Below are 21,205 nucleotides of genomic sequence, written 5' to 3'. Positions count from 1 at the left end.
GTCCGGTTTACCTCCCTGGAGAGGAGTCTTCGACGTGCGTGCGCTCGTTGTCGATCCCGACGCCCCCGGCTCCCTGCGGCTCGGCACCGCTGCTGAGCCTGTTCCTGCTCTTGATCAGCTCGTTCTTGAGGTGCGGCACATCTCGCTCAACCGTGGTGAGGTGGCCTTCGCCGGTCGGCTGCCTGCTGGGACCGTGCATGGTTATGACGCCGCTGGTGTCGTCGTTCGTGCTGCTGCCGATGGCACCGGGCCCGCTGTGGGTGATCGGGTTGCAGCCTTTGGTGCTGGAGCCTGGGCTCAGCGCATGGCCGTGGACGTCACCGCTGTGGCTGTCGTTCCTGATCACGTTGAGCTCGCCGATGCCGCCGCGCTTCCGATGGCCGGCATTACTGCGTTGCGGACCTTGCGTTCCCGATCTGTTCTGGGGCGTCGGGTGCTCATCACCGGTGCGGCCGGTGGGGTCGGTCGCTACGCCATCCAGCTGGCGGTCCTGGGTGGCGCTCATGTCGTCGCCTCGGTCGGGTCGGCGGGCCGGGCCGAGGGGCTGGCCGAGCTGGGTGCTCATGAGGTGGTGGTCGGGCTGGACGGTATCGACCAGTCTGTTGACCTCATCCTGGACACCGTGGGCGGGCCGCAACTGACCGCCGCCTGGGACCTCCTCGCGCCCGGCGGTGACGTGCAGAACATCGGCTGGGCGTCCGGCGAGCCCGCCGTGTTCGCGCCCTACTCGTTGTTCTCCATCGGCCCGGCCAAGACGATGAGCACGTTCGGCGACGTCCACGAGGTCGGCCCCGACCTGGCCACGCTGCTGGGCTTCGTGGCCGACGGGAAGCTCTCCCCCGAGGTCGACTGGCGCGGCTCGTGGGAGCGCGTCACCGAGGCGGCCCAGGCGCTGCTGGACCGGCGGATCGCCGGTAAGGCGGTCCTGGACGTGGCGGCGGCCGGCTGACGGGTCCCGCTCAGGCGGCCCGGCGCAGCAGCAGGAGGTTGTCGGTGCGGGTGAGGGGCTCGCCGTCGGGGCCGGGCTTGGTCCACTCGAACTCCTCGTCGCGCACCGTCTCCCAGCCGCCTTCGGGCAGGGCGAGCGACTCCAGCACGTCGGCGGTGGTCGGGAACGTCATGTCGTGGTGGCCGTGCCCCTCCGGCCGCTGGTTCCAGGACGGGGCGATCGCGTGGCCCACGACCATCAGCAGGCCGCCCGGAGCGACGGCGTCGGCGGCCCGCCGGAGCATCTTCTCGCGCGGCATCTCGCCCGGCGCGTGCAGGTACTGCGCCGACACCAGGTCGAATTCGCCCTTGGGGAAGGTCTCGCCGAGGTCGTGGCGCTGCCAGTCGACGCGGTCGGCGACGCCCGCCTTGGCCGCCTCCTCGGCCGCCCGGTCCAGCGCGACCTGGGAGATGTCCACGGCCGTCACCTGCCAGCCCTGCTCGGCCAGCCAGATCGCGTCGGCGCCCTCGCCGCTGCCGATGTCCAGCGCGGCGCCCGGCCGCACGCCCGTGATCTCGCGCACCAGCATGGTGTTGGGCCTGCCGCTCCAGATGCGGTCGCTCTCGGAGTAGCGGGCGTCCCAGAACGCGGCGTCCGCGCCGTTGTGCTCGGTCATGGATATCCCCTTTCAGCTGGCAGGGCGTGGTCGCCCGCTGCTCGACGATGCTCACCGATCGCCTGAGGTTTTGACAAACTTCTTTGCCGGAACCGCAAATATGGGGATGGTGGTCATCTGGTCATGGCTGTTTTGAGGCGGGCGGTGTCTCGGGCGGTCCAGCCGTCCGGCGCGGCCACCGCCGCCCAGCCCTCGACCGGGTTGGTGCCGTAGTGGTGGCCGTGCGGGGCGGGGACCTCGTAGGCCATCGCCATGTCCAGCGTCACCTGCCAGAACGTGACCACCGGGAACCAGCGCATCAGCGGCGAGATGTCGGGGCCCAGCGGGTCTTCGAGCCATTCGGGCGAGCGCAGGATCAGGTCGGTCGTCCACCACACCACCGGGTCGGAGGCGTTCAGCAGTTGCACCACGCGGGGGCGCAGCCATTCGTCCGGCGGGCGGGACAGGTCGCGGTCGGGGAACTGGGCCACGCGGACGTTCCGGCCCCGCTGGTACTGCGGCCGCCACACCGGGCTGCCCGCGTCGCGCCGCCTGCGGATCTCGCTGGAGATCGGGCTGAAGTCGGGGGTGCCCGCCAGCAGCGCGCCGTCGGTCTCGGCGAGCAGGCGGCGCAGGCTGCCGTAGGAGCTCTCGATCGCGTACGCGCCCAGGCTCTCGCCGGTCACCAGCAGCCGGGGGCGGCGGTCGGGGGGCAGCGCCGACCAGCGTTCGTGGACGGCCTTCGCCAGCGCGCGCGACGCCCGGACCGCCTTGTCCTTGTCCACCAGGTACGACAACCAGCTCGGGAAGTAGGAGTAGCGCAGCGACACCGTCGCGGTGTCCCCGCCGTACATGTACTCCAGCGGCCTGACCAGCGACTCGTCCACCCAGCCGCTGCCGGTGGTGCCCGCGATCGTCAGGACCTTCCGCTCGAAGGCGCGGGTGCGCTCCAGCTCCCGGACGGCGAGGCGCGCGTCGTCGTCGAACTCCTGGGCCGCGTCGGCGAACGCCTCCGGGCCGCCCGGACTGACGTAGACGCGGATGGGCTGGACGGCCGGACGCCCCGTCTCCCGCTCGATCCGGTCCGGTTCCGGCACCGACCCGATGTAGGTGCGGCCCTCCCGGCCGAGGTCGTCCCAGGTCACCAGCGACGCGGCGCTGCCCGACACCAGCGGCGTGCGGGGCCGGACGACGCCGGGCTTGGTGATGTGGTCGGCCTGGGCGGCGAGGTCGGCGGCGACGTCGACGATCCCGCGCTCGTAGACGACGTCGCGCAGCCCGGCGGTGACCAGCACCCCGCTGATCAGCAGCCCGGACGCCACCGCGACCGGCCGGGGCAGCCGCCGGTCCAGACCCCGGATCAGCGCGCGGGTGGCCAGCCGGACGGCGCGGCCGACGACCAGCAGCAGCCCGCCCAGCGCCACCGCCATCAGCACGATCACCGGCGGGTTCCACGCGTGGTCGGGCGGCAGTCCCTGCAACGCGCGCAACCGCTGCTGCGCGACCGAGCTGGCGGCGACCAGCACCAGCGTCAGCGCCGGGACGACCAGGAAGAACGCCTGCCAGCAGCGTGTCCGCACCCGCGCGGCGGGCGTCCGCCAGGCCAGCGCGCGGACCAGCGTGCTGAGGATCGCGCCGAGCGCGTAGCCGATCACGGCGGTGATGCCGCCGACGACGCCCTGCAGGTACCAGGGCCGGGGCACCAGCGTCGGGGTGACCGAGAACCAGAAGAACACGGCGGCCACGCAGGTGGCGTTCAGGTCGGGCCAGCGCCGCACCAGCCACTCGGGGCTCGGGCGTTCCCAGTAGGGACGCCGGGCGATCCGCGCGACCGTGGACGGCAGGCGGCCGAGCCGGGTCCGCGCACGATCGACGATGGTCACGCTCGGTATTGTTGCAAGCCCTGCGGTCACTTGGAGTGACCGGGGGCGGCTCACCTCCGGCGGTTCACCTCACCAGGCCCTCGCGCCGCATCCAGTCGCGGGCGACGAAGGCCGGATCGCCGCCGTCCACGTCCACCTTGCTGTTCAGCTCCAGCATCACCGGCGTGGTCAGCTTTGGGCTGATCTTGGCGAACAGGCCGGCCAGCTCGGGGTGGGCGCGCAGCACCGGTTCGCGCACGGACACGGCCGGGTTGTAGATCGGGAAGTGCTTGCGGCCGTCCTCCAGCACCTTGAGGCCGAGGCCGGGCAGCCGCCCGTCGGTGGAGGTGACCTCGCCGAAGGTGCAGCGGCCCTGGGCGAGGGCGCTGAAGACGACGCCGGTGGACATCTGCAGCACGTTGCCCGCCGGGACCGAGCGGCCGTACTCCAGGCCGTAGGTCTTGAACATGCCGCGCATGCCGTCGTTGCGGGTGAAGAACTCCGACTCCACGCAGAAGGTGCGCTGCCCGACGGGGACCTTGGCCATGTCCGCCAGGTCCTTCAACCCGTACTTGGCCTGGCTGGCGGGGGTGACGGCGATCGCGTAGGTGTCGTTGAGCGGGGCGGGCGGCGACAACCAGGCGATCTTGTTGCGCTTGAGGTCCAGGTCGCGGACGGCCTCGAACTGCCGGGTCGCGTCGGGGACCGCGTCGCTCTGGCCGAGGTAGGTGATCCAGGCGGTGCCGGTGTACTCCCACATCAGGTCGTTGTCGCCGACGGTGAGGGAGCGGCGGGCCGACACGCTGCCCTGCACGTTGGTGTGGTCCTCGGCCTTGGCCCCGGCGGCGGTCAGCGCCAGCACGGCGATCTTGCCGAGGATGAGCTGCTCGGTGAACTCCTTGGAGGTCACCTTGAGCTTGACGTCCGCCAGCCCGGGAATCGGCCGGATGCCGCCCGGCTCGACGGCCGGGATGAACGCCGACGCCGGTTTCAGCCCGCACCCCGCCAGCGCCGTCGCCAGCAGCGCGGCACACGCGGCCGACAAGGCGGGTTGGGGCCTCGCGCGTCGCATCACAATCCTTTCGGAGCCAGCAGGCGGGCCGCCACCCCGCCCAGCCAGTCGATCAGCAGGGCGAGCAGCGCGATGAGGAAGCAGCCGGTCAGCAGCACCGGCGTGCGCTGGGTCGTCACGCCGGTGGTGACCAGCTCGCCGAGCCCGCCGCCGTTGATGAACGCGGCGATGCTCGCGGTGCCGACCATCAGCACCAGCGTGGTGCGGACGCCCGCCAGGATCACCGGCGCGGCCAGTGGCAGTTCCACCCGGCGCAGCACCGTCAGCGCGGACATGCCGATGCCGCGCCCCGCGTCGCGCAGCGTCGGATCGACCTGCTGGAGCCCGACCATGGTGTTGCGCAGCGCGGGCAGCACACCGTAGGCGACCAGCGCCACCACCGCCGTCCAGAAGCCGATGCCCCACACCACCGCCAGCAGCACGACCACGCCGATCGCCGGGGCCGACTGGCCGATGTTGGCGACCGCCAGCACCACCGGCGTGGCCGGGCGCGCCCAGCGGCGGCTGAGCAGCACCCCCAGCGGGAGCGCGATCACCAGCACCAGCAGCGTGGACATCGCGGTCAGCTCGACGTGCTCCCAGGTCTTGCGCGTCACGTAGCCGGGCGTCAGCACGCGCTGCGCGATGCTGTCGAGGCCGGAGTTGTTGACGTAGACCATCCAGCCGACGCCCGCCACGACGATCAGCAGCGGCTGGAGCAGGGAGCGCCAGGAACGGCCGGTGGGCGCGTGCAGCGCCTCCCGCGACTGCTCGGCGGCGGCCGGGGGCGCGGTCATCGCGCCTCCCCGGCCTCGTGCGCGACCGTCTCGCCCGCCGCGCGCGCCCGCATGTCCCGCAGCGCCTGCTGGAGGGTGCCGAGGGTGACGGTGCCCTGGTAGACGCCGCGCGGGCCGACGACCGGCACCCACTCGTGGTCGATCTGGATGAGCGACTCCAGCGCCTGCTGGAGGGTGTCGCGGGCGCGGATCGGCGGCGCGGTGCCGCTGCCCCGCTCGCCGATCGGGCCGGACGCCCCGGCCAGGTCGTCCAGGGTGATCCAGCGCAGCGGGCGGCGCCCGGCGTCCAGCACGATCGCGAACGAGGTGTCGCCGTTCGCGATGCGTTCGCGCACGTGGGCGGCGTCGTCGCCGGGCCCGGCCTCGGGCACCGCCCGCAGCGCGACGTCGCCGACGCGGCCGAACTTCAGCAGCCGCATCGCCTGGCCGCCGCCGATGAACCGCGCCACGTACTCGTCGGCGGGGTTCAGCAGGATCTCCTGCGGCGTGCCGTACTGCGCGACGCGCGAGCCCTTGTCCAGGATCGCGATCCGGTCGCCGATCTTGAGGGCCTCGTCGATGTCGTGGGTGACGAACACGATGGTCTTGCCCAGCTCCTCCTGGAGCCGCAGCAGCGAGTCCTGGAGGAGCTCGCGGGTGATGGGGTCCAGCGCGCCGAACGGCTCGTCCATCAGCATCACCGGCGGGTCGGCCGCCAGCGCGCGGGCGACGCCGACGCGCTGCTGCTGGCCGCCCGACAGCTCGCGCGGGTAGCGGTCGCGGAACGCCGCCGGGGGCAGGTCCACCAGCTCCAGCAGCTCGTCCACCCGCGCGGCGATGCGCTTCTTGTCCCACTTCAACATCTGCGGGACCAGGCCGATGTTGGTGGCGACGGTCATGTGCGGGAACAGCCCGGCGTCCTGGATGACGTAGCCGATCCGCCGCCGCAGCTCGCCGGGGTCCAGGCCGAGGGCGTCGCGCCCGGCCACGGTGATCTTCCCGGCGGTGGGCTCGATCAGCCGGTTGATGAGCCGCATGGTGGTGGTCTTGCCGCTGCCGGACGGGCCGAGCAGCACCACGATGCGGCCGCCCGGGATCGACAGGGTGACGTCGTCGACGGCGGGCGTGTCCTGCCCGGGGAAACGTTTGCTCACCCCGATCAGCTCGATGCCGGCGGAGTCGTCCCGGTCGGCGGGCACGGCCGGTTCGGTCACGGTGTCAGACACGCAGGCCCCTCGGTGTGGTCAGCCGCCCGAGCAGCAGGAAGCAGGCGTCGAACAGCAGGGCCAGCACGATGATGCCGAGCGTGCCGGCCAGCGTCATGTTGACCGAGTTGGCGCCGCCGAGGCGGCCCAGCCCGGAGAAGATCTGCTCGCCCAGGCCCGGCCCGGACACGTAGGCGGCGATCGCGCCGATGCCCATCGCGAGCTGGGTCGCCACGCGCGCGCCGGTGAGGATGACGGGCCAGGCCAGCGGCAGCTCCACGCGCAGCAGGACGCGGCCGCGCCCCATGCCGAGGCCGCGCGCGGCGTCCACCAGCGTGCGGTCCACGCCGGACAGCCCGACGACGGTGTTGCGCACGATCGGCAGCAGCGAGTACAGCACCAGCGCCGTCACGCTCGGCGCGACGCCCAGCCCCAGCGGGGTGATCAGCAGGCCGAACAGCGCCAGCGAGGGGACGGTGAACAACACGCCGGACGCGCCGGTCGCCAGCGCCGACAACCGTGGGCTGCGGTAGACCAGCAGCCCGATCAGCACGCCGAGGACCAGCGCGAGCAGCACGCACTGGAACACCATGCTCGCGTGTTGCCACGCCTCGAAGACCAGCAGCTCCCGCCGGCTGCGCAGATACTCCCAGAAGCCCACGATTCCTCCGGCGGGTGACTACCCGCCCCGCCCCAGGGGCCACACCTGCCGCCGCCGAGGTTTTCGGTCAGGGAATGCGGACATGCGAATCGTCGCACGTCAGGCCCCGATGTCGGACATGGCCTCTACCGGCCGGGGCCGCTCGGCACGCCGCCCGGAAAGAGGCGGTGAAGGATCGGGTTTCCGGCGCAAACCCATGGTCAAGTCGGCTGCGGCGGGATACGCGGTTTCGCCAGCATTCCAGTGATCCCGGCGCACACCCGTACCGGGACGACCCTGATCGAGGTGAACATGACGACTGCGACCATTGCCGAAGTAACGTTCGACCGGAAGTACCGGCCGCTGTTCCGCGTGGCGGTGACCGGTGGCCGCGACGCGGCCGGGACGGCGGTCCGCGAGTGTCGCGCCGATGGCGCCCTAGCCCGCGCGGCCAGCCGTCACTTCGGCCAGTCCCCGACTTGACCGGCCGCCAAGACGGGCCGGTCGCGGGCCCGGCGGCCGACTTCCGGCTGCCGGACCTGTACGTGCCGTGTCCCGCTCCCCCACACCGCCCCGACGCCGGCCGGCTGCGCGCCGAGGTCTGCGACTGGGCCGAGCACCAGGGCCTGATCGGCCCGCGCGGCCGGACCCGGCTGCTCACCTCGCGGCTGCTGGACCTCGGCATCGGCCTCACCGGCGGCGCCCCGCCCGACCGGGCGGCGGTGCTGCTGAGCTGGTTCCTGTGGGTCCTGCTGCTGGACGACCGTGTGGACGACGGCCCGTGGGCCGACGGCGGCGTGCTGGAGGACTTCGCCGGGACGGCCGTCGCCGTCGTGTGCTCCGACACCACCGCCGGGCCCGCCGACGACCCGATGTTGCGGGCGCTGGCCGGCGACCTGTGGCCGCGCACCGCGCGGCTGGCCGGGCCGGACTGGTGCCAGCGCTTCACCGAGCACTTCGCCCGGCACCTGTGGGCGCAGTGCGTGATGGTGCGCAGCCGCGCGTCCGCCGCCGACCTCGACCTGACCGGGTACGTGGGGCTGCGGCGCGACCTGTTCGGCGCGGACCTGTTCTTCGACCTGTTCGCGGCGGTGGACGGCCTGGACGGGCCCGGCGTGTTCGGCTCGGCCGCCGCGCTGCGCGACGCCGCCGCCGACGTCATCGCGTGGACCAACGACATCTTCTCGGTGGCCAAGGACCTGGCCTTCGGGGAGGGCGCCAACCTCGTCATGCTGCTGCACGACAAGCACGGCGGGACCTGGCAGCGGGCCGTGGACGCCGCCCGCGACATGGTGGTCGGGCGGACCGTGGACTTCCGCGCGGCGGCGGCCGATCCCGCCGTCGACGCGCGCTTCGCCGACCGGCTGGCGGGCGCGATGCGCGCCTCGCTGGACTGGCACCGCGACGTGCCCCGCTACCACTGGCAGGGCGACGGCGGCCAGGAGCGCGCCGGCGCCCGCGTCGACACCCGGCGCACGCCGCCCAGCATGTTGTCGCCCCGCTTCGAGGAGGACCCGTACCCGCTGTACCGGCGGCTGCGCGAGGACTTCCCGATCGTGTGGGACGAGCCGCTCAACGCCTGGCTGGTCAGCAGGCACGAGGACGTGCGGGCCGCGCTGGCCGACCCGTGCTTCACGCCGCGCAACTACGGGTGGCAGCTCGCGCCGATGTTCGGCCGGACCGTCATGCAGATGGAGGACCGCGAGCACGCCGCGCACCGCGCGTTCCTCACCCCGGCCTTCCGGGGCCGCGCGCTGGCCCGCCTCACCGGCTCGGTCGAGCGCGTCGCCGCCGAGCTGGTGGACCGGCTGCGCGCGGACGCGGCCGGGGGCGGGACGGTGGACCTGGCCGCCGGGTTCTGCCAGCAGCTGCCGGTGAACGTGGTGGTGACCGCGCTCGGCCTGCCGTCGCGGGACGTGCCGCTGTTCCAGGAGTGGTACCGGGCGGGCTTCTCCTACCTGGGCAACTACCGGCAGGACCCGGCCACGCTCGACCGCGGGCTGACCTCCCGCGACGAGCTGTACGCCTACCTGGACCCGCACGTGGCCGACCGCCGCGCGCGTCCGGGCGAGGACCTGCTGTCGGTGTTGTGCACCGTGGAGGTGGACGGCGCGCCGCTGCCCGACGACATGATCAAGGGGTTCTGCGGGACGCTGCTGGGGGCGGGCGGCGAGACCACCGACAAGGCGCTGACGTCGCTGCTGGCCAACCTGCTCGACCACCCGGAGATCCTGGCGCGGGTGCGGGACGAGCCGGGCCTGGTCGCGGCGGCGTGGGCGGAGTCGTTGCGCCGCGACCCGCCGGTCCAGGTGGTCCTGCGGCAGACCGCGCGGGCGGCCGAGCTCCCGTCGGGTACGATCCCGGCGGACGCGACGGTGGCGTGCCTGGTCGGGTCGGCCAACCGCGATCCGGAACGGTTCGCCGAACCCGACCGGTTCGACCCCGACCGCACCGACGGCCGGGTGGACCGCGAGTTCACCGGCGCCGCGACGCACCTGGCGTTCGGCGCGGGGCGGCACTTCTGCCTGGGCGCGCAGCTCGCGCGGCTGGAGGCCGAGATCGGCGTGCGGACGCTGCTGGCGGCGCTGCCGGACCTGCGCTGGGCCGACGGGTTCACGCCGGTGGCCAAGGGCCTGCTGACCCGCGCGCCCGAACGGCTGCTGGTCGCGGCCCGGTGATCAACCGGTGATCAGGTGACGTAGACCCCGGCGCGGGCGGCGGCGAACGCGGCGTCCGCGCCGAGGTCGGCCGCCGCCCCGTCCACCGGCTCGCCGCTGATGAACAGCCGGTAGTAGACGGGCGCGACGGCGGCGCGCACCACCTCGGCCGCGTCGGTCCCGGCGGGCAGCTCGCCCCGTCCGACCGCCCGCTCGACCACGGCCGCCGACTGCCGGTGCCGCTCGGCGAAGAACGCCGACAGCGCCCGCGCGGCCACCGGGTTCTGCAGGGCCGCCGCGATGAACGCCGACGACACCGGCCCCATCTCCGGATCGGCGAACCCGGACCGCACCAGCTGCGCGAGCGCGCGCAGGTCCTCGCGCGCCGAGCCGGTGTCGGGGACCGGCCAGGGCTCGCCGGAGGCCAGCTCCAGCGCGTCGGCGACCAGCCCCTCGGCGTTCTTCCAGCGCCGGTAGACGGTGGTCTTGTGCACCCCCGAGCGCGCCGCGACGGTCTCGACGGTCAGCCCCTGGTAGCCCTGCTCGGCCAGCACGGCGAGGGTGGCGGCGCGCACGGCGTCGCGGGTGCGCGCGGTACGGCCGCCGGGGCGCCGCGTGCCGGGGGTGGAGGAAGTCAAAGACAACTCCTGTTGCATTAAGGGCGGGTGTTCGGCATACTCATCTTAACGCGACAAACGTTGCATTAGAAGTCGGACTCTGGAGGAGCGCACCAACCATGGGCCTGTCACCGAACACAGCGACCATTTCCCCCACCGCGCTTCGGAGGCCTGTATTGACCGCTCAGCTCACCGCCCGGGACGTCGTCAAGTCCTACCCCTCGGCTCCCGGCGCACGGCCGGTCCTCGACCGGGTCTCCCTCACCGTCGCCCCCGGCGAGCGCGCCGGGATCGTCGGCGAGAACGGCTCGGGGAAGTCGACCCTGCTCCGGCTGATCGCCGGGGTCGAGCGGCCGGACTCCGGCGAGATCACCGTGCTGGCCGACGGCGGCGTCGGGCACCTGGGGCAGACGCTCGGCCTGCCGCCGCACCTGACCGTGGCCGACGCCATCGACCACGCGCTGGCCGCCCTGCGCGCGATGGAACGCCGGATGCGCGAGCTGGAGGCCGGTCTCACCGAGGCGACCATGGCCGAGTACGGCGACCTGCTCAGCGCGTACGAGGCGCGCGGCGGCTACGAGGCCGACGCCCGCGTGGACAAGGCGCTGCACGGCCTCGGCCTCGCCCGCATCGGCCGCGACCGCGAACTGGGCGGCCTGTCGGGAGGCGAGCAGGCCCGGCTCGGGCTCGCCTGCCTGCTGGCGGCCTCCCCCGAGACGCTGCTGCTGGACGAGCCGACCAACCATCTCGACGCCTCCTCCACCGCCTGGCTGGAAGAGCGGCTGCGCGCGCACCGGGGCACGGTCGTGGTCGTCTCGCACGACCGCGTCTTCCTGGACCGGGTCGCCACCACGATCCTGGAGGTCGAGGACGGCGGCGTCACGCGGTTCGGCGGCGGCTACACCGGCTTCCTGGCCGGGAAGGCGGCGGCGCGGCAGCGCTGGGAGCGCGCGTACGAGGACTGGCGCGCGGAGATCAAGCGGCTGGAGACGTTCGCGGCGACGACCGCGCACCGCGTCGCGGCGGGCCGCGAGATGAAGGACCGCAACAAGATGGCCTACGACCGCAACGCCGGCCGGGTGCAGAGTTCGATCGCGAGCCGAGTTCGCAACGCCGAGGAACGGTTGCGCCGACTCCAGGACGATCCGGTCCCGCGGCCGCCCGAACCGTTGCGGTTCCAGGGCGGGTTCGGCGGCGGGGGCGCGGCCGAGGGCGTCTTGGCCGAGCTGCGCGACGTGCGGGTCGGCGACCGGCTGCACGTGGCCGCGTTGACCGTACAGGCGGGCGACCGGCTGCTGGTCCGGGGCGACAACGGCGCGGGCAAGTCCACGCTGGTGAAGGTGCTGGCGGGGCAGGAGCCGGACGCCGGATCGGTGCGCTGCCGAGGCCGGATCGGCTGCCTGCCGCAGGAGGTGGAGTTCGACCGGCCCGAGCGGACGGTGCTGGCCACCTTCGCCGAGGGCCGTCCCGGCCACGCGGAGGAGCACCGGGCGCGGCTGCTGGCGCTGGGGCTGTTCCGTCCCGAAGCGCTGGACACACCGGTCGGCGCGCTGTCGGTGGGGCAACGACGGCGGCTCGGGCTGGCCCGGCTGCTGACCGAGCGGCACGACCTGCTGCTTCTGGACGAGCCCACCAACCACCTGTCCCTGACGCTGGTGGAAGAGCTGGAACAGGCACTGGCCGACTACCCGGGCGCATTGGTGGTGGTCAGCCACGACCGCGCGCTGAGCGAGCGGTTCACCGGCACCCGGATCGAGATGCAGCGCGGCCGCCTGACCGGCCGCGGAAAGGATGACGCATGACGACGACCAGCACCGAATTCGCGATCCCGGACGGCCGCCCCTACGGCGTCGCCACCGGATCGGACGGCGCGCTGTGGTTCACCCTCGTCCATGACGGGGGCATCGGCCGCCTCACCCCCGAGGGCGATCTCACCGTCCACACGATCGGCGGCGACCCGATGAACATCGTGCGGGGGCCGGACGGCGCACTCTGGTTCACCGAGTTCCAGAACCACCGCATCGGCCGCATCACCGTCGAGGGCGAGGTCGAGCGCTTCACGCCGCCGACGCCCGGCTGCGGCCCGTGCGGCATCACCGCAGGTCCGGACGGTGCGCTGTGGTTCACCGAGATGCACACCGACCGTGTCGCCCGCCTCACCCCCGAGGGCGTGTTCACCGAGTTCGCACTGCCGGTCACCGGCGGTTTCCCCTCGATGATCACGGCGGGGCCGGACGGCGCGCTCTGGTTCACCCTCAACCAGGCGCACGCCGTCGGCCGGATCACCGTGGACGGCGAGGTCACCGTGCACCCGCTGCCCACCGAGGGGGCCGCGCCGGTCGGGATCACCGCCGGGCCGGACGGCGCGGTGTGGTTCGTGGAGATCGGCGCGGGACAGGTCGGCCGCATCACGCCGGACGGCAAGGTGACCGAGTACCCGCTACCCGACCGCGCCGCGCGGCCGCACGCGATCTGCGCCGGACCCGACGGCGCGCTGTGGTTCACCGAATGGGGCACCTCGCGGGTGGGGCGGATCACCGTTGACGGCCGGATCGACACGCACGCGCTGCCCGCGCCGGACTGCGAGCCGCACGGCATCGCGGCCGGGCCGGACGGGGCGTTGTGGGTGGCGCTGGAGAGCGGCGCGCTGGCCCGGGTCACCACGGAAAACGAGTTGGCGTGACCCACGCCGTTCGCTAGAACGGTCCTCATGCTCCGCAAATATCCCCGCACGCGCCATATCGAGGGCTCCCGGTTGCAGCCCGGCGACCACGATCTGAGCGCCGCGCCGTTCCGGGAGCTGTCGGGGCGCTTCCTGGTCGTGGAGGAGAAGCTGGACGGCGCCAACGCCGGGATCAGCTTCTCCTCCGACGGGGAGCTGCGGTTGCAGAGCCGCGGCCACTTCCTGACGGGCGGGCCACGCGAGAAGCAGTTCGGGCCGTTGAAGGCGTGGGCGGCGTCGGTGCAGCACACGTTGTGGGAGCGGCTGGGCGACCGGTACGTGATGTACGGGGAGTGGCTGTACGCCAAGCACACCGTCTTCTACGACGCGCTTCCCCACTACTTCTGCGAGTTCGACGTGCTGGACCAGAGCGACGGCACGTTCCTGTCCACCGAGAGCCGCCGCGAACTGCTCAAGGGCGCTCCGGTCGTGTCGGTGCCGGTGCTGCACGAAGGGCAGGTGTGGAACCTGGCGGAGCTGACGGCGTTCGTCGGGCCGTCCACCTGCCGCACCGGCCGGTGGCGCGACGCGTTGCGCGAGGCCGCCGTCGCGGGCGGCGCCGACCCCGACCGGGTCGTCGCCGAGACCGACGGCGACGACCACATGGAGGGCCTCTACCTCAAGGTGGAGGAGGACGGCCGGACGGTGGGCCGCTACAAGTGGGTGCGGCCCAGCTTCCTCACCGCCATCCTCGACTCCGGCACCCACTGGCAGGAACGGCCGATCGTCGCCAACGGCCTGGCCGACCCGGGGGTGCTGTATGCAGGTGTTTGAGGAACTGTGCCCCGCCCCGCCGCACTGGCAGGTGCCGTGGGACCGCATCCGCTCCGCCTTCGAGTGGGTCCGCCGCCTGGAGGGCGTGCCGCAGGACACGATCCACCACGCCGAGGGCGACGTGTCGGTCCACACGCGGATGGCGTGCGAGGCGCTGGCGGAGCTGCCCGCCTGGCGGGCGCGCCCGGCCGACGAGCGGGTGCGGCTGTTCACCACCGTGCTGATGCACGACGTCGCCAAGCCGTTCTGCACCCAGACCGACGACGCCGGGCGCATCACCGCGCACGGCCACTCGCGGCGCGGCGACCTGATGGTGCGGCGCATCCTGTGGGAGCTGGGCGCGCCCGCGACCTGGCGCGAGCACGTGGCGGCGCTGGTGCGCCACCACCAGGTGCCGTTCTGGGCACTGGAGCGCCCCGACCTGCAACGCATCGTGTTCCGGGCGAGCCTGCTGGCCCGCAACGACGACCTGGTGCTGCTGGCCACCGCCGACATCCTGGGCCGGATCTGCGGCGACACCGCCGAGGTGCTGGAGAACATCGCGCTGTACGAGCAGTACTGCGCCGAGGAGGACTGCCTGGACGCGCCGCGCCGCTTCCCGTCCGACCACGCGCGGTTCTGGTACTTCCGCAAGCCGGGCCGCGACCCCGACTACGCCGCCTACGACGACACGCGGCTGACCGTCACCGTGCTGTCGGGCCTGCCGGGCGTCGGCAAGGACCACTGGATCGCCGCGCACCGGCCCGACGTGCCGGTGGTGAGCCTGGACCGGCTGCGCGCGGAGATGGGCGTGGACCCCGGCGGCGACCAGCGGCCGGTGGTGGCGGCGGCCTACGAGCGGGCGCGCGAGCACCTGCGGGCGCGGCGGCCGTTCGTGTGGAACGCCACCAACGTCTCGCGGATGTTGCGCGAGCAGTGCACCGGGCTGATCGCCGACTACCACGGGCGGATCGAGCTGGTCGCGCTGGAGGCCCCGCCGCAGGTGTTGCGGGCGCGCAACCGGCAGCGGCCCGCGCCGGTGCCCGACGCGGTGATCGACCGGCTGGTGGGGCGCTGGGAGCAGCCCGACCCGACCGAGGCGCACCGGGTGGAGTGGGTGTCCACGGCCTGATCGGTAGGGCCTGATCGGCAGGGCCTGAGCGGCGCACGGCTTGAAGGCGCGGCCTGAGCGGCGGGGCTTGAGCTGTAGGGCCTGATCGGTAGGGCCTGATCGGTAGGGCCTTACCAGCACGGCCTGGTCAGCCTGCCTTCTGCTCGGTCAGGAAGAACTCGGCGAGCGCCTGGGCCATCACCTCCGCCGCGAAGTTGTGGTCCTGGCCCTTGAGCACGCCGTGCCGGGCGTTGGGCAGGGCCGCCGTCACGCCCTGCGCGGCCTTGCGCAGGAACTCCGGGCTCAGCTCGTCCTCCAGCACCAGGGCGGGGGCCGTCACCCGCGCCGCCTCGGTGGTGTCGAGCAAGCCCTGCCCGAGGGCGGCCGCGTCGTAGCGCAGGCTGGGGGCCAGCTTCTCCATGCCCGCCCACCAGGGCTCCCCGCGCGCGCCCTCGATCATCTCGGCGGGCATCCCGACCTGCGACAGGAACAGCGCGGCCGCGTCGCCGCGCCGGTCGTCGGCCAGCAGTTCGTGCAGGCGGGCGACGTACTCCAGGTGGCCGCGCCGGTCCTCCTCGTCGAGGCCGACCGGCGGTTCCCACAACGCCAGTCCCGCGACCGGCACGCCGTGCGCGGCGGCCCGCAGGACCAGCATCGCGCCCGAGGACGAGCCGAACACGTGCGCGCCGCCCCCGGCGGCGTCGATCACGGCGCGCAGGTCGTCGCTCTCCTGGCGCAGGGCGGTGTCGGGGGCGTCGTCCAGCCGGCCGCCGTCACCGCTGTCGCCCCGGCCGCGCCGGTCGTAGTTGAACACGGTGAAGTGCTCCGACAGCAGCGCCGCCAGCCCGTCGTGCATGTGCCGGTCGCAGGTCGCGCCGGTCACCAGCACCACCGCCGGGCCCTCGCCCGTGCGCTCGTAGGCGATGGTGGTGCCGTCCCGCGAAGTCACGGTCTCCATTCGGCCTCCTTTCCCGTCCCATAGTGACCGCCGGGACCGACAGAATTCACCGGCTGGCAGACTCGGGGCATGGAAGCGGAGACGAGCCGGAACGGCTCTGGCCAGGTCGCACTGGTGACCGGCGCGGGATCGGGCATCGGCGCGGCCGTCACCACGGCGCTGCTGGCCGACGGGTGGCGCGTGGTGCTGGCCGGACGCCGCGCCGAGCCGCTGCGCGAGACCGTCGAGAAGGCGGCGGCCCCGGCGGACCGGACGCTGGTCGTGCCCGCCGACGTGACCTCGCCGGAGTCGGTGGACGCCCTGTTCGCCGCCGTCCGCGAGCACTGGGGACGGCTGGACCTGCTGTTCAACAACGCCGGGCGCTTCGGGACGCCCGCGCCGGTGGACGCCTACTCCCACGACGAGTGGCGCGCGGTGATCGACACCAACCTCACCGGCGCGTTCCTGTGCGCGCAGCGGGCGTTCGCGCTGATGCGGGAGCAGGACCCGCAGGGCGGCCGGATCATCAACAACGGGTCGTTGTCGGCGCACACCCCGCGCCCGCAGGCGGTCGCCTACACCGCCAGCAAGCACGCGGTGACGGGACTGACCAAGACGTTGTCGCTGGAGGGCCGCCCGTACCGGATCGCCTGCGGGCAGATCGACATCGGCAACGCCGCCACCGACATGACCACCGGTTTCAGCACCGGCACCGTGCAGGCCGACGGGTCGCGCAGGGCCGAGCCGGTGATGGACGTGCGGGCGGCGGCCGACGCGGTGCGGTACATGGCGGGGCTGCCGCTGGAGGCCAACGTGCAGTTCCTCAGCGTCATGGCCACCACGATGCCGTCCTACGTCGGCCGGGGCTGACGGCGATCCGGCCCGGCCGCTTCCCGGCCGGGCCGGTCAGCGCTCCCAGGGCGGGGTGTGGTCCATCTTCTTGTAGTACTTGGCCAGGTGCTCCTTGACCTGCGGGATCTCGTCCTCGGGGATGTCGACGCCGCCGCGCGCGCCGTCCACGATCCCGCCCGCCGCCATCACCGCGCGCGGGACCACCTTCAGCTTCCCGTCGACCACGTCGGCGATCAGCAGCTTGTAGCTGGTGAAGTTGTCCGGCTTGTCGCCGTCGTACCAGACGTGGGCGTCGCGGTAGGCCGCGTCCGGGGAGTCCTCGGCGTCGGCCCACTCGCGCACGCGCTTCTCGGCGGCCGAGCCGTCCCACTTGCGGTCCTGGTCGGCCAGTGGCAGGTCCTGGAACTTCGTCACGGTCATACCAGCACCGTTCCCCGTGCGCCCGACCGAAACCCCTGCTCAGGAGGGCAATGGGCCACGTCCCAGGCCACGGGGCGGTGAACGCCGGAGAGCCATAGGATCCCGGCATGAACGACAATGAATGGAATGACATCATCCGTTCGGTGGAACAGGGCGAGCCCGGTCCTTGGTCGTGCCCCGAGTGCGACGAGTGCACCGTCGAGTTGGGTCAGCGGTTCAAGCAGCGCAACGTGGTGGAGAACACGCTGATGTGCTTCTCCTGCCAGGCGAAGGTCGTCGCACCCGCCTGAACTCGACCGCACCGGGAGAGGAGGTTGACGAGCATCGGGACGAGTGCTCGTCAACCCCCGTCACGAAGCCGAACGACTCCCGCCGGGAGCCTTGCGTGGCGGTGTCCGGGCGGGCGGCGCGTCACCGTCCGGCGCGCGGCAGCACGATCGACGGCGTGATCGCCAGGCGCAGCCCCAGCCCGGCGTAGGCGACCACCAGCCAGGCGCCACCGGCCAGCATGGCGCCGGTGTCGCCGCCGACGATCTGGCCGCCCATCCCGAAGAAGAACCACAGCCCGGCCAGGAGGAACTGCCAGCGCAGCAGCCCGGTGAAGCGGCCGGTCACCGCGACGGCGATGCCGAGCACCAGCAGGAACACCATCGACAGCGGCCAGCACACGTCGAGCACCACCATCCAGCCGGGCTGGTCCTCGCCGAAGACCACCGCGAGCGCCGACCAGAGCATGGCGGGCACCAGCAGCGCCATCTCCACGACCGGGAACGCGCGGCCCTTGCGCGCGCCGGTGGCGCGGGCGGCCAGCACCAGGGCGATCACCGGCAGCAGGCCGAACTGGAAGGCCAGGCCCCCGGCCACCTCGATCCTGGACATCTCGTCCTGCGACTCGGCGGCGGGCATGGTCGCGACCCAGGTCAGGGCACCGGCGGTCAGCGCCGCGCCGGACAGGCGGGCGCGGCGCAGCAGGGATCGTCCGGCGGGCGGGGCGGTCGTGTCGGGGTCGGTGTGCACGGTCATGGGTCGTCTCCCGGTGCGGTGCGGCGGCGCGGGTCGCCGCCGTCGGCCACTCACGCTCCGGTCCCGCCGTCCCGGGGCGCCAGGGCCGGTGGGGCGGCGCCGTCCCCGGGCCGGTCCCGTTCGGTCCGGGGACCGGTGTCCCGGGGAAGCGGGGACCTGGCTCCCGCGCGGCCGGGACGGGCGGCGGGCGATGCTGGCCGCGTGACCAGTGCTCCCGTGTCCCCACGCGCCGACCGCGGGCGGTCCGCCCTGGCGTTCGGGCTGGCCGCCTACTGCCTGCTCGGCACGGTCGCGACCGTCTGGGCCAACGCCGTCACCGCCCCGGGCGGGCGGCCCGAGCCGCTGGACTGGCCGCACTGGGGCTCGGCGCTGTCGGGCCTGCCGCTGGCGCTCGCGGGGGCGGCGCTGGCGACGCGGCTGCCGCGCCACACGATGACGTGGTTGCTGCTGGCGACCGGGACGGTGGCGGTGACCGACGGCGCCGGCGCGGCCTACGCCACCTGGTCGCTGCTGGAGCACGGCGGCGACCTGCCGTTCACCGCGCTCGCGGTGTTCGTCGGCGCCCGCTTCGGCCCGATGATCAATATGGCGATCCCGGCGCTGGTGTTGTTCTTCCCCGACGGCACGCTGCCCTCGCGCCGCTGGCGGTGGCCGGTGCGGGTGGCGCTCGGCGCGCAGGCGCTGGGCGTGGTGGCGCTGCTGACGATCCCGTGGCGGGTGTTCTCGCCGGGGCCCGTGCCGCCGGTGCTGGCGGGCGTCGCGCTGGACCCGCTCACGCCGCCGCTGCCCGACTGGTTCTGGCCGCTGACGATCCCGCTGTGCCGCGAGTCGTTCGTGGTGGCGTTCGTGCTGGCGGTCGCCGCGTTCGTCGTGCGGTTCCGCGGCGCGGGGCCGGTGCGCCGCGCGCAGCTGCGCTGGATGTTGCTGGCGGTGCTGCTGGACATCGTGCTGGTGGCGGCGGGCGAGGTGGTCGCGGCGCTGGGGTCGCCGGCGGTGGTCTGGTGGGTCGGCGACGCCCTGTTCGTGCTGCTGCACGCGGTGCTCGCGGTCGCGATCATGGTGGCGGTCGCGCGCTACCGGCTCTACGACGTGGACCTGCTGCTGGGCTGGACGCTGCTGTACGCGGGCGTCGCGGCGGCGGTGGTCGCGGTGGACATGGCAGTGTTCGTCGGCGTCGGCACGGTCTTCGACGACCCGCTGGCGGCGGTGCTGGCGGCGGGCGTGGTCGCGGTCGTCTACGGGCCGCTGCGGTTGCGGCTGCAACGCGTGGTCAACCGGGTGCTGACCGGGCGGGGCGAGCCCTACGAGGTGGTGTCGGCGCTGGCACGGCGGCTGGAGGAGACCGTCGAGCCCGACGAACTGCTGCTGGAGGTGGCGCGCGTGGTGGCGGCCTCGTTCCGCTCCCCCTACGTGCGGGTCGAGCTGGACCGCGCCGACGGCCGGACCACGGTGGTCGAGCACGGCCGCCCGCGCGCGGACGCGGTGGTGCTGCCGTTCGGGTACCGCGGCGCACCCATCGGGCGGCTGGCGCTGGTGCCGCGCACCGGGCCGCGGTCGTCGGACGCCGACCAGCGGCTGCTGGCCGACGTGGTGCGGCAGGCCGCGGCCGCCGCCCGCGCCACCGCGCTCACCGAGGAGTTGCGGCGCAGCCGCGAGCAGCTGGTCACCAGGATCGCCGAGGAGCGCCGCCGCCTGCGCCGCGACCTGCACGACGGGCTCGGCCCGTCGCTGGCGGCCGCCGCGCTGAAGATCGAGGCGGCCCGCAACCTGGCGCCCCGCGACGCCGGGGCCGCCGACGGCACGCTGCGCGAGGTGCGCGGCGACCTGGCCGGGGTGCTCGCCGACGTGCGGCGGCTGGTGCACGACCTGCGGCCGCCGTCGCTGGACCGGTTCGGCCTGGCCGGGGCCGTCGAGCGGCAGGCCGACCGGTTCCGCAGCCGCACGCTGCGGGTGACGGTGGGCTGCTCGGGCGACCTGGGCGCGCTGCCCGCGGCCGCCGAGGAGGCCGCGTACCGGATCGTCGGGGAGGCGCTGGCCAACGTGTCGCGGCACGCCCGCGCCGGGAGCTGCGCGGTGCGGCTGTCGGCGGGCGAGGACGCGCTGGAGGTGGAGGTCGTCGACGACGGCCGGGGCGTGCCCGCGAGCGCGCCCGCCGGGGTGGGGCTGGTGGGGATGCGCGAGCGGGCCGAGGAGCTGGGCGGGGACTGCGCGGTCACCGCGCGTCCCGGAGGCGGCACCAGCGTGCGCGCGCTGCTGCCGTACCGACCACGAGCGCACGGGAACGGGAGCCGACGATGACGACCGAGGTACGGCCGCTGCGGGTCGTGCTGGCCGACGACCACCCGGTCTACCGGGACGGGTTGCGGCTGATGCTGGAGTCCACCGGCCGGGTCGAGGTGGCCGGGACCGCCGCCGACGGGCTGGACGCGGTGCTGCTGGCCGAGCGGCTGCGCCCGGACGTGGTGGTGATGGACCTGCGGATGCCCCGGATGGGCGGCGTGGACGCCATCCGCCGGGTGCTGGCGGCGCGGCCCGCCACCGGGGTGCTGGTGCTGACCATGCACGACGATGACGACAGCGTCTTCGCCGCGATGCTGGCCGGGGCGCGCGGCTACCTGGTCAAGGGCGCCGACCAGGAGGAGATCCTGCGGGCGATCACGGCGGTGGCGGGCGGCGAGGTGATCTTCGGCCCGGCGCTGGCGGGGCGGGTCACGGGCTACTTCACCCGGCTGGCGACCGCGCGCACCCACGACGACGACCCGTTCCCGCAGCTCACCGCGCGCGAGCGCGAGGTGCTGGAGCTGGTGGCGGCGGGCCTCGGCAACGCGCGGATCGCCGAGCGGCTGGGGTTGTCGCCGAAGACCGTGCGCAACAACGTGTCCACGGTGCTGGCCAAGCTCCAGGTCGCCGACCGCACCGAGGCCGCCCTCCGGGCCCGCGACGCGGGTTTCGGCCGCTGAACCGGCGCTTGCCGAGGGATAGCCGTTGCCAACGGC

22 protein-coding genes are annotated in these 21,205 nt (G+C 73.7%); 11 read left to right on the top strand and 11 right to left on the bottom strand.

The window, feature by feature from the left end:
• Positions 1-7: 7 nt before the first annotated feature.
• The gene (locus AH6_RS45595) at positions 8-565 is read right to left on the bottom strand and encodes a hypothetical protein (RefSeq protein ID WP_245679128.1); all 558 of its coding nucleotides are present in this window, start codon (positions 563-565) and stop codon (positions 8-10) included.
• Here AH6_RS45595 and AH6_RS45590 point away from each other — a divergent pair.
• On the top strand, positions 476-949 hold the full coding sequence (locus AH6_RS45590; protein ID WP_245679126.1) for a zinc-binding dehydrogenase: 474 nt from the start codon (positions 476-478) through the stop codon (positions 947-949). The two genes, AH6_RS45595 and AH6_RS45590, sit on opposite strands and share 90 nt — an antisense overlap.
• 10 nt (positions 950-959) lie before the next feature.
• Here the strand turns inward: AH6_RS45590 and AH6_RS01680 are convergent, their stop codons facing one another.
• From AH6_RS01680 to AH6_RS01655, 6 genes are all read right to left on the bottom strand, one after another.
• Complete coding sequence (locus tag AH6_RS01680) at positions 960-1,604, bottom strand: SAM-dependent methyltransferase (RefSeq protein ID WP_067472257.1); 645 nt, start codon at positions 1,602-1,604, stop codon at positions 960-962.
• Positions 1,605-1,717: 113 nt separating this feature from the next.
• Positions 1,718-3,466, bottom strand: a complete 1,749-nt coding sequence (locus tag AH6_RS01675) for an alpha/beta hydrolase (RefSeq protein ID WP_067472254.1) — start codon at positions 3,464-3,466, stop codon at positions 1,718-1,720.
• A 64-nt stretch (positions 3,467-3,530) separates the two neighbouring features.
• Positions 3,531-4,517 carry a glycine betaine ABC transporter substrate-binding protein gene (locus AH6_RS01670; RefSeq protein WP_067472251.1) on the bottom strand — a complete coding sequence of 329 codons (987 nt, stop codon included), beginning with the start codon at positions 4,515-4,517 and terminating at the stop codon, positions 3,531-3,533.
• Positions 4,517-5,293: an ABC transporter permease gene (locus tag AH6_RS01665; protein ID WP_067472248.1), complete on the bottom strand. Its 777-nt coding sequence runs from the start codon at positions 5,291-5,293 to the stop codon at positions 4,517-4,519. Before AH6_RS01665 ends, AH6_RS01670 begins: the two co-directional genes overlap by 1 nt.
• On the bottom strand, positions 5,290-6,498 hold the full coding sequence (locus AH6_RS01660; RefSeq protein ID WP_281180176.1) for an ATP-binding cassette domain-containing protein: 1,209 nt from the start codon (positions 6,496-6,498) through the stop codon (positions 5,290-5,292). The genes AH6_RS01665 and AH6_RS01660 overlap by 4 nt, the downstream gene beginning before the upstream one ends.
• Positions 6,491-7,138 (bottom strand): ABC transporter permease, encoded by a 648-nt coding sequence (locus tag AH6_RS01655; protein WP_067472244.1) that lies wholly within the window; start codon positions 7,136-7,138, stop codon positions 6,491-6,493. The genes AH6_RS01660 and AH6_RS01655 overlap by 8 nt, the downstream gene beginning before the upstream one ends.
• Before the next feature lie 291 nt (positions 7,139-7,429).
• On the opposite strand from AH6_RS01655, the gene AH6_RS45585 reads away from it, so the two are divergent.
• Complete coding sequence (locus AH6_RS45585; RefSeq protein WP_245679122.1) at positions 7,430-7,600, top strand: hypothetical protein; 171 nt, start codon at positions 7,430-7,432, stop codon at positions 7,598-7,600.
• Complete coding sequence (locus AH6_RS41955) at positions 7,597-9,795, top strand: cytochrome P450 (RefSeq protein WP_245679121.1); 2,199 nt, start codon at positions 7,597-7,599, stop codon at positions 9,793-9,795. The genes AH6_RS45585 and AH6_RS41955 overlap by 4 nt, the downstream gene beginning before the upstream one ends.
• Positions 9,796-9,806: 11 nt before the next feature.
• Here the strand turns inward: AH6_RS41955 and AH6_RS01640 are convergent, their stop codons facing one another.
• Positions 9,807-10,412, bottom strand: a complete 606-nt coding sequence (locus tag AH6_RS01640) for a TetR/AcrR family transcriptional regulator (RefSeq protein WP_245679120.1) — start codon at positions 10,410-10,412, stop codon at positions 9,807-9,809.
• Between the two features lie 98 nt (positions 10,413-10,510).
• Here AH6_RS01640 and abc-f point away from each other — a divergent pair, with 98 nt between their 5' ends.
• Genes abc-f through AH6_RS01620 form a run of 4 tightly spaced genes read left to right on the top strand, consistent with a single transcriptional unit; the run spans position 10,511 to position 14,998 of the window.
• Complete coding sequence (abc-f, locus tag AH6_RS01635; RefSeq protein WP_083982114.1) at positions 10,511-12,193, top strand: ribosomal protection-like ABC-F family protein; 1,683 nt, start codon at positions 10,511-10,513, stop codon at positions 12,191-12,193.
• Positions 12,190-13,074 carry a Vgb family protein gene (locus tag AH6_RS01630; RefSeq protein ID WP_067472231.1) on the top strand — a complete coding sequence of 295 codons (885 nt, stop codon included), beginning with the start codon at positions 12,190-12,192 and terminating at the stop codon, positions 13,072-13,074. The genes abc-f and AH6_RS01630 overlap by 4 nt, the downstream gene beginning before the upstream one ends.
• 27 nt (positions 13,075-13,101) lie before the next feature.
• Complete coding sequence (locus AH6_RS01625; RefSeq protein WP_067472228.1) at positions 13,102-13,887, top strand: RNA ligase family protein; 786 nt, start codon at positions 13,102-13,104, stop codon at positions 13,885-13,887.
• Complete coding sequence (locus tag AH6_RS01620; RefSeq protein ID WP_067472225.1) at positions 13,874-14,998, top strand: AAA family ATPase; 1,125 nt, start codon at positions 13,874-13,876, stop codon at positions 14,996-14,998. The genes AH6_RS01625 and AH6_RS01620 overlap by 14 nt, the downstream gene beginning before the upstream one ends.
• 127 nt (positions 14,999-15,125) lie before the next feature.
• Here AH6_RS01620 and AH6_RS01615 read toward each other — a convergent pair whose 3' ends face one another.
• Positions 15,126-15,935: an alpha/beta fold hydrolase gene (locus AH6_RS01615; protein WP_067472222.1), complete on the bottom strand. Its 810-nt coding sequence runs from the start codon at positions 15,933-15,935 to the stop codon at positions 15,126-15,128.
• 69 nt (positions 15,936-16,004) lie between these two features.
• On the opposite strand from AH6_RS01615, the gene AH6_RS01610 reads away from it, so the two are divergent.
• A complete protein-coding gene (locus tag AH6_RS01610) occupies positions 16,005-16,784 on the top strand; it encodes an SDR family oxidoreductase (protein ID WP_067472219.1) in 780 nt (259 codons plus the stop codon).
• A gap of 36 nt (positions 16,785-16,820) precedes the next feature.
• Here the strand turns inward: AH6_RS01610 and AH6_RS01605 are convergent, their stop codons facing one another.
• Entirely contained in the window at positions 16,821-17,186 is a 366-nt protein-coding gene (locus AH6_RS01605) for a hypothetical protein (RefSeq protein ID WP_067472216.1), read from the bottom strand.
• Between the two features lie 107 nt (positions 17,187-17,293).
• On the opposite strand from AH6_RS01605, the gene AH6_RS01600 reads away from it, so the two are divergent.
• Positions 17,294-17,476, top strand: a complete 183-nt coding sequence (locus AH6_RS01600; protein ID WP_067472213.1) for a hypothetical protein — start codon at positions 17,294-17,296, stop codon at positions 17,474-17,476.
• Between the two features lie 121 nt (positions 17,477-17,597).
• On the opposite strand, the gene AH6_RS01595 is transcribed toward AH6_RS01600, so the two are convergent.
• Positions 17,598-18,209, bottom strand: a complete 612-nt coding sequence (locus AH6_RS01595) for a methyl-accepting chemotaxis protein (protein ID WP_067472211.1) — start codon at positions 18,207-18,209, stop codon at positions 17,598-17,600.
• A 201-nt stretch (positions 18,210-18,410) separates the two neighbouring features.
• Here AH6_RS01595 and AH6_RS01590 point away from each other — a divergent pair, with 201 nt between their 5' ends.
• A complete protein-coding gene (locus AH6_RS01590) occupies positions 18,411-20,507 on the top strand; it encodes a sensor histidine kinase (protein WP_245679119.1) in 2,097 nt (698 codons plus the stop codon).
• Positions 20,504-21,169: a response regulator gene (locus tag AH6_RS01585; RefSeq protein ID WP_067472206.1), complete on the top strand. Its 666-nt coding sequence runs from the start codon at positions 20,504-20,506 to the stop codon at positions 21,167-21,169. Before AH6_RS01590 ends, AH6_RS01585 begins: the two co-directional genes overlap by 4 nt.
• The last annotated feature ends 36 nt before the right edge of the window (positions 21,170-21,205 follow it).

The sequence above is a fragment of the Actinomadura hibisca NBRC 15177 genome (assembly GCF_001552635.1).
GTDB classification, from domain to species: domain Bacteria; phylum Actinomycetota; class Actinomycetes; order Streptosporangiales; family Streptosporangiaceae; genus Spirillospora; species Spirillospora hibisca.
Note: the sequence above shows the minus strand (reverse complement) of the source record. Positions and strands in the feature narration are given on the sequence as shown.

Coding starts and splice junctions, on each gene's coding strand:
- AH6_RS45595 (WP_245679128.1), bottom strand. CDS start 565: ATGAGCACCCAGCTCGGCCAGCCCCTCGGCCCGGCCCGCCGACCCGAC.
- AH6_RS01680 (WP_067472257.1), bottom strand. CDS start 1,604: ATGACCGAGCACAACGGCGCGGACGCCGCGTTCTGGGACGCCCGCTAC.
- AH6_RS01670 (WP_067472251.1), bottom strand. CDS start 4,517: ATGCGACGCGCGAGGCCCCAACCCGCCTTGTCGGCCGCGTGTGCCGCG.
- AH6_RS01665 (WP_067472248.1), bottom strand. CDS start 5,293: ATGACCGCGCCCCCGGCCGCCGCCGAGCAGTCGCGGGAGGCGCTGCAC.
- AH6_RS45585 (WP_245679122.1), top strand. CDS start 7,430: ATGACGACTGCGACCATTGCCGAAGTAACGTTCGACCGGAAGTACCGG.
- abc-f (WP_083982114.1), top strand. CDS start 10,511: ATGGGCCTGTCACCGAACACAGCGACCATTTCCCCCACCGCGCTTCGG.
- AH6_RS01630 (WP_067472231.1), top strand. CDS start 12,190: ATGACGACGACCAGCACCGAATTCGCGATCCCGGACGGCCGCCCCTAC.
- AH6_RS01625 (WP_067472228.1), top strand. CDS start 13,102: ATGCTCCGCAAATATCCCCGCACGCGCCATATCGAGGGCTCCCGGTTG.
- AH6_RS01620 (WP_067472225.1), top strand. CDS start 13,874: ATGCAGGTGTTTGAGGAACTGTGCCCCGCCCCGCCGCACTGGCAGGTG.
- AH6_RS01615 (WP_067472222.1), bottom strand. CDS start 15,935: ATGGAGACCGTGACTTCGCGGGACGGCACCACCATCGCCTACGAGCGC.
- AH6_RS01610 (WP_067472219.1), top strand. CDS start 16,005: ATGGAAGCGGAGACGAGCCGGAACGGCTCTGGCCAGGTCGCACTGGTG.
- AH6_RS01605 (WP_067472216.1), bottom strand. CDS start 17,186: ATGACCGTGACGAAGTTCCAGGACCTGCCACTGGCCGACCAGGACCGC.
- AH6_RS01600 (WP_067472213.1), top strand. CDS start 17,294: ATGAACGACAATGAATGGAATGACATCATCCGTTCGGTGGAACAGGGC.
- AH6_RS01595 (WP_067472211.1), bottom strand. CDS start 18,209: ATGACCGTGCACACCGACCCCGACACGACCGCCCCGCCCGCCGGACGA.
- AH6_RS01585 (WP_067472206.1), top strand. CDS start 20,504: ATGACGACCGAGGTACGGCCGCTGCGGGTCGTGCTGGCCGACGACCAC.